Below are 6,611 nucleotides of genomic sequence, written 5' to 3' on the forward strand. Positions count from 1 at the left end.
CGCTCAGGCCTCGGCGACGGCCCGCGCCTCGGCGGCTTCGGCGGTGCGTCCGAGGCCTTCGAGCACGTCGCCGAGCTCGAGCGCGGCGACCTGCCGCAGCGGCGGGATCTCCGCGGCGTGCTCGAGGACGGTGCGATAGATCGCCACCGCGTCCTCACCGCGCTCGTTCCCCGCCAGCACGCGGGCGGCGAACAGCTCGGAGCCGCCGGCCGCTCCCGCATCGCCGACACCGAGGAAGCCGTCGGCAGCGGTGAGCGCGGCGGCCACCGCCTCGTCGACGCGTCCGAGGGATGCGAAGGCGCGCGCCCGCGAGTCCGTGACGTCGGCGAGCAGCCAGCCCGCCTCGTGCTCGGTCGCGAGGGAGGCCACCTCGTCGAACAGGCCGAAGGCCCGTTCGTCCTGCTGGGAGGCATAGGCCTGCGCGAGATTGTGGAGCACCTCCGACAGGGCCCCGACGGCGTCAGGGGACCGACGGACGATCTCGGCCGCCTGCTCGAGGGACTCGATCGCGTCGTCGTGCTCATCGAAGCGGGCGAGGATCTTGGCGCGCTCGGTGAGCGACATCGCCTGGTCCGGTCCTTCTCCCGCGGCGCCGTACAGCTCCGCGGCGTAACCGAAGGCACCGACTGCCTGACCGTACTCGCCCGAGGCGGTGAGTGCGCGGGCGAGCATTGCGACGGTCATCGCGCGGGAGCCTTCGGTGACCTCGGCCTCCTCCTCGCGTCGCAGCACGTCGCCGAACAGCTCCGCCGCCTCCGCGGCATCCCCGGCCGACAGCATGGCACGCGCGAGGCGGAAGTCGATGCCGGAGAGGTCGCCGCCGTCCTGCTGGACGAGGTGAGCGGCCGTGCGGTAGCGGCTCACGGCCTGGTCCGCCTCGCCGGCGTCCTCCCAGAGCGCCCCAGCGAGCATGTGCGCGGCGGCGAGGCTGCCGCTCGCCCCGATCGAGGCGAGGAGGCGGCAGGTCTCGTCGGCGTCGGCGGCCCCCGGCGCGAACTCGCCCTGTCCTCCGCGGATGCGCGCGCGGATCTCCAGCGCTCGCGCACGGTGCCCGTCGCCGAGGGACTCCTCGGCGAGCAGACGGTCCAGGTGGCCGAGCGCGCGCTCGATCTGCTCGGTCTGCAGCAGCGCGAAGACGGCGAGCAGGCTCGTGCCGTGCACGCGGCGCGCATCCCCGGCCTCGGCGAAGCCGCGGAGCGCGCGCTCGGCGAGATCGAGGGCGGCGTCGAACTCGGACTCCTTGAGATGCAGCGACGCACGCGTGATCGCGAGGTCGCCGCGCGACGCGGCCGGCAGCGCCTCGTCGTCCGCGAGCTCCCGGTCGAGCGCCGCGACGGCGTCGGGGCCGGCTTCGCCGAACATCGCCAGTCCCAGCCGCTCCTCGAGCGCCGCCTGGGCCTCGTCGCCCGCGGCCCGCAGGGCGGCGATCCGATCCGGGACGAAAGCGCGGGCCTCGTCCTCGCGCTCACCGGCGACGAGGACGGCCAGGCGGATCGCGTTCAGGCGCGTGGTCTTCGCGGCATCGGTCACGTCGAAGGCATGGGGCAGGGCGCTCAGCGTGTCGCTCTCGGCGCCGTAGTCGGCGAGCTCGACCACGCGCGCATACCACGCATCGGCATCGGCCGGATACGCGGCGGCCACCGGCTCGACGAAGGCGTCGGAGCGGATCGGGACGTCGTAGGAGGCCTCGGCCAGCCCGCGCAGACGGCGCAGCCGGCCGGCATGCGCGTCCCCGCCGTCGCGGGCGTCGAACTCGCCGGCGATGCGCTCGGCGGCCGACCACGCCGCGGCGGCGAGCTCGGCGGCGGACCAGGCGCCCTCGTGCTCTCCGAAGAACGGCTGCAGCGCCGCGGCGTCCGCGCCGCGCACGGGGGTGTCGCCGTGTCCGGCAGCCGTCACGCGGTCCAGGGCGAAGGCGATCGCCCCCAGGGCGGTGAAATGGGCGTCGACGTTCAGACCGTCGTGGGCGAGCCAGGGCAGGTGCCGTTCGACGAGCGACAGGGCGCGGGCCTCGTTCCCGCTGACGGCGCAGAAGACGACGTTGTTCGCGACGATGGTCAAGTTGTCCGGGTTGTCCTTGGCCAGGCGGTAGCTGCGCAGGTGGGCGGTCTTCGCCTCGTCCAGGCGATCGGCCCGCAGGTACGGCAGCAGCACCCGGGAGAGGGCGTGCTCGGGCTCCTCGCCGCACGAGAAGCCGCCTTCGATCATCTCCTCCACGAGGCGGATGGCTTCGGCATCCCGATCCGTGTCGACGAAGAAGCCGGCGACCTGGCTGCGGCTGCACGCGTCGCAGTGGCTGTAGTCGTCGCGCGGCGTCGCCTCGAGCTGCACGCGCAGCTTCTCGGCCTCGTCGAGGCGCCCGGCATCCCAGGCGTCCTCGAATCGGGCGGTCAGGACGCCGCTCATCCCCAAGCCCGCCTGGCGGTAGTGGGCCTCCATGTCGTCGAGGACGGCGGAGATCTGTTCGGAGGCGAACGCGGGGGAGGAGCGCAGCGCGGAGGCCATCCACTTGAACTGCCACATCAGGTCCGCACCGCCGTTGTCGATGTCGGCGGGGAAGCGGGCCGGATCCGCGTCATGGCGTGCGAGGCACCAGGCGAACGAGTTCAGCATCACGTCGGTCGCGCCGCCCATGTTCGCCGACGCGGTCTGGCGCATGCGGGCCTGGTACTCGAGTCGGTCGTCCCCGATCTCCTGCGCCAAGGCGACGGCCTGGGAGACGAGTGCCTGTTCCGCCGGACCCCACGGTGTGCGGTCGATCTCCTCGAGGAGCTGCTGGAACTGCTTCTTGGGACGTGCCATCGGATACCCTTCTTCGGCGGCGTGATCAGCGGGGGTCGTCGATCGTGTCGACGTCGAGCCCGGCGGACAGGGAGACGAGGTCCGCGAGCGCGGTCGTCATCAGCCCGCGGTCGGCGTCGGAGAGCGGATGGTGGCCCGCCAGCAGCGCCTGGATGTACAGCAGCTGGACGGTGCGGGCGAAGACCGCGTCGTCGCGCACGCCGGTGAGCGAGCGGACCACGCGGTTGGACCAGTTCAGGCACAGCCGGGCACGGAGATCGTCCTCCCGCCCGGCGGACAGCGTGTCGTCGATGCGCGCAAGCACACCGCCCCACAGCGCTCCCGTGATCCCCTGGGTGCGCCCGCGGTCGAGAGCGCGCAGCACCTCGGGGTCGGCGACATACAGTCCGGTGAGCTCCGGCCGATCGATCGAACGCACCACGACCGAGCAGTCGGATGCCGCGAGCACGGCGCCCGCCCGGTCCTCCAGGGCGATGGCTGCGGCGCGGTCGTCCAGGGGCGGCGGGTCGAGCCGGTCGAGCTCCCCGGACACGTCGACCTTCTCGACGGTCACGTGCGGGTACAGTTCGGGCAGCATCCGCACGAGGTCCGCGTCGTAGAGGTAGCCGCCGTTGACCAGCACCTCGGCGTTCGGCGAGATCCCGGCGACCTGACGGAACTCGTCGACGGTCTGCGCGTACCTGACGTGAGCGAACTGCTCGACGAGATCGCCGATCCGCAGGGTGCCATGGGTCGTCTCGACGGTCAGCCAGCGGGTGATGAACGCCGCGAGCTCCTCGTCGTGGCGCACGAGCGACTTGAGCCCGACTTCGTGGATCGCGACGAACTGCGCCAGCCGGTGCGGTTCGCGCAGACCCAGTTCGAGGATCCAGCGTCGGATCCCGGCCCCGAGCTGCTCCCTCACGCGCTCGAGCGCGGCATCCTCGACGAGGGACTCCCGGCTCGCGGTCGGCGCGAGGCCGGTGGAGTCTACGACGGCCCTGACGAAGAAGGCCCAGTCGGGCAGGACGACGTCGGCACGCTCGGAGAGCAGCATGCTGCCCAGATACATGCGTGTGGCCTGGCGCGAGCCCGGGGGCGGCGCGAACGGCAGGACGTAGGCGAGACCACGGGTGCCGGTGGCCGGCTCTGCGAGCTCGATGACGTCGAGCGGCGTGGAGCCGACGAGGTCGCGGCCGTACTGGACGGCGGAGTCGGGATCTGCACGCGCATCCAGGAACGGTGCGGGTCGGGTCAGGTCGATGTCTCCGGACGCCGTCTCCAGCACGACCCGCACGGGAAGGAACTCCCCGAAGACGGTCGCGAGCTCGCGCACCGCGGCCGGGCGCAGCAGGTCGTCGGCGTCGAAGCGGGGGATGAGGTGCACGCTCGTGCCGATCGGAAGCTCCTCGTCGAGCTCGGCGACCTGGAACGTGCCGTCGGCGCTGCCGGTCCACTCCACGCTCGCGCCGCCTCGGGCGCTGCGCGAGCGGATGACGATCGTGTCGGCGACCATGAAGCAGCTGAGCAGACCGATCCCGAACTGACCGAGGTAGTCGCTGCGGGGGAGGTCGAAGATGTCGCGCTTGGAGCTCCGCCCGACGGTGGCGAGCAGCTCGGCGACCTCGGTGGCGTCCAGGCCCACGCCGTCGTCGCGCAGGACGAACTCACCGGATGCCTCGGTCAGCGGGGTGATACGAATGGTGCCGCCGGCCCCGTCGACCTCGCCGCGGGCGGTGATGGCGTCGCGGGCGTTCTGCAGCAGCTCCCGCAGATACACGCGCGGACTGGAATAGATGTGGCGGCTCAACAGGTCCACGACACCGCGAAGATCGACCTGGAACTGCTGGATCTCCCCGTGCACGACGCCCTCCCTCGACCGACTGACGAGCCTAACAGGACGGGCTCTGTTCGCCGGGCCCCGTGGGATGCCCTACACTGGTGGAGCAGTTGTCTGCATTGTTTCGCCGTGCCCACGGGTGCAGAAGCGATGCGGATCCAGGGGCCTCATGGTCTCTAGGGCGGTAGCTCAATTGGCAGAGCAGCGGTCTCCAAAACCGCAGGTTGCAGGTTCGATTCCTGTCCGCCCTGCGCGTCAGCGCCACGCTGGCACACGAAAGGTACATTCAGGATGGATCAGGACGAACCGCGCGGCGAGGTCGTCGCGGCAGGCGGCGCAGCCCGTGTCAAGAAGCTGGGCTTCTTCGGCCGCATCGCGCTGTTCTTCCGTCAGGTCATCGGCGAGCTCCGCAAGGTCGTCACGCCGACCCGCAAGGAACTGGTCAAGTTCACTCTTGTGGTCCTCGTCTTCGTGGTGATCGTGATGGCCTTCGTCTACGGCCTGGACACCGCCTTCTCGTGGCTGACGACTCAGGTCTTCGGGGTTCCGCAGTAACCCCCGAAAGCGGCCTGCGTGCCGCAGTGAATGGAAAGAAACAACGTGTCTGAACGATATTCCGACGACGCCGACTGGGCGACCGCCGCGGAGCAGTCCAGCGAGGACGACGAGGCGCAGGAGGGCAACGTCCTCTCCGCCGAGGAGTCCTCGGTCGCTCCGGCCGAGCACGTCGCTCTGCATGTCGAGGGCGACGACGAGGAAGACGACACGGATGACGACATCGACATCGACGACCCGGAGGCGGACGCGATCGTGAACGACGCTCTCAACCTGGACGAGGCGGCTGAGTCCGAGGCCGCCGCTGAAGTCCTGAACGACTCGGTGGCCGAGGAGGTCGCCGACCGCGAGGCCGCGGTGGCCGACGAGGTCGCCCCCTACGACGGTCCCGACGTGAACGGCGACGAGGAGGCGGACCCCTACGAGGAGTTCCGTCAGGATCTGCGGATGCTGCCCGGCAAGTGGTACGTCATCCACTCGTACGCCGGCTTCGAGCGCAAGGTCAAGGCCAACATCGAGCAGCGCAAGTCGACGCTCGAGGTCGAGGACGACATCTATCAGGTCGAGGTCCCGATGGAGGACGTCGTCGAGATCAAGAACGGCCAGCGCAAGATGGTCACGCGCGTGCGGATTCCCGGTTACGTGCTGGTGCGCATGGAGCTCAACGAGGACACCTGGTCGGTCGTCCGCCACACGCCCGGTGTCACCGGGTTCGTCGGCAACGCGCACAACCCGACCCCGCTGCGCTTCGAAGAGGCCTTCAACATGCTGAAGTCCCTCGTCGAGGTCAAGGACGTCCCCACCGCGAAGAACGTGCAGGCCAAGGGCGGCGTCGCCGTCGCCCGTCCGGTCGCCGCCGAGGTCGACTTCGAGATCGGCGAGACGATCACGATCAAGGAGGGCTCGTTCGCCGGCCTTCCCGGTTCGATCAGCGAGATCAAGCCCGAGAGCGGCAAGCTCACGGTTCTCGTTTCCCTCTTCGAGCGCGAGACCCCGGTCGAGCTGTCGTTCGACCAGGTCACGAAGATGTTGTGACGACTCGGATCAATGCTGCGCAGCAGCGTTGATGCGAGGGCGTCACAAGGTTGAGCGAGCGAAGCGAGTCGAAACCAGCGCCTTTTCTATCAATGCTGCGCAGCAGCGTTGATGCGAGGGCGTCACAAGGTTGAGCGAGCGAAGCGAGTCGAAACCATCGCCTTCCTGGAACGGCCGTCCCGATCGGGGCGGCCGTTCTCGTTCGTCCACGGCATCCGGCCGCATCGGGTAGACTTGCCTGGTTTGTGCGCCGCTTCCGCGCGCGCAGACGACCACGACCCGGATTCGCCGGGCCCGTGGGAGAGCGCATGCACACGGCATCCGCTCGACGAAAGGAAAGAGAATGGCACCGAAGAAGAAGGTGACCGGCCTGATCAAGCTTCAGATCAACGCCGGTGCT

The 6,611-nt window shown here is 70.0% G+C and carries 4 protein-coding genes and 1 tRNA gene; 3 read left to right on the plus strand and 2 right to left on the minus strand.

Annotated elements, in window-relative coordinates; all coding sequences use genetic code 11:
- Positions 1-3 precede the first annotated feature (3 nt).
- Positions 4-2,802, minus strand: coding sequence for a hypothetical protein (locus KYX17_RS23555; RefSeq protein WP_243229863.1), 2,799 nt, complete (start codon positions 2,800-2,802; stop codon positions 4-6).
- A 25-nt stretch (positions 2,803-2,827) separates the two neighbouring features.
- Positions 2,828-4,645: an HSP90 family protein gene (locus tag KYX17_RS23560; protein ID WP_243229865.1), complete on the minus strand. Its 1,818-nt coding sequence runs from the start codon at positions 4,643-4,645 to the stop codon at positions 2,828-2,830.
- A 154-nt stretch (positions 4,646-4,799) separates the two neighbouring features.
- Between KYX17_RS23560 and KYX17_RS23565 the strand changes: the two genes are divergently transcribed.
- The 3 genes from KYX17_RS23565 (at position 4,800) to nusG (ending at position 6,211) form a co-directional block, all read left to right on the plus strand.
- Positions 4,800-4,872 (plus strand) — tRNA-Trp (locus KYX17_RS23565).
- Between the two features lie 40 nt (positions 4,873-4,912).
- Entirely contained in the window at positions 4,913-5,176 is a 264-nt protein-coding gene (gene secE, locus KYX17_RS23570; RefSeq protein ID WP_243229866.1) for a preprotein translocase subunit SecE, read from the plus strand.
- Positions 5,177-5,221: 45 nt separating this feature from the next.
- Complete coding sequence (gene nusG / locus KYX17_RS23575) at positions 5,222-6,211, plus strand: transcription termination/antitermination protein NusG (protein ID WP_243229869.1); 990 nt, start codon at positions 5,222-5,224, stop codon at positions 6,209-6,211.
- Positions 6,212-6,611: the final 400 nt, after the last annotated feature.

Source organism: Microbacterium sp. CIAB417 (assembly GCF_022788845.1).

Coding starts and splice junctions, on each gene's coding strand:
- KYX17_RS23555 (WP_243229863.1), bottom strand. CDS start 2,802: ATGGCACGTCCCAAGAAGCAGTTCCAGCAGCTCCTCGAGGAGATCGAC.
- secE (WP_243229866.1), top strand. CDS start 4,913: ATGGATCAGGACGAACCGCGCGGCGAGGTCGTCGCGGCAGGCGGCGCA.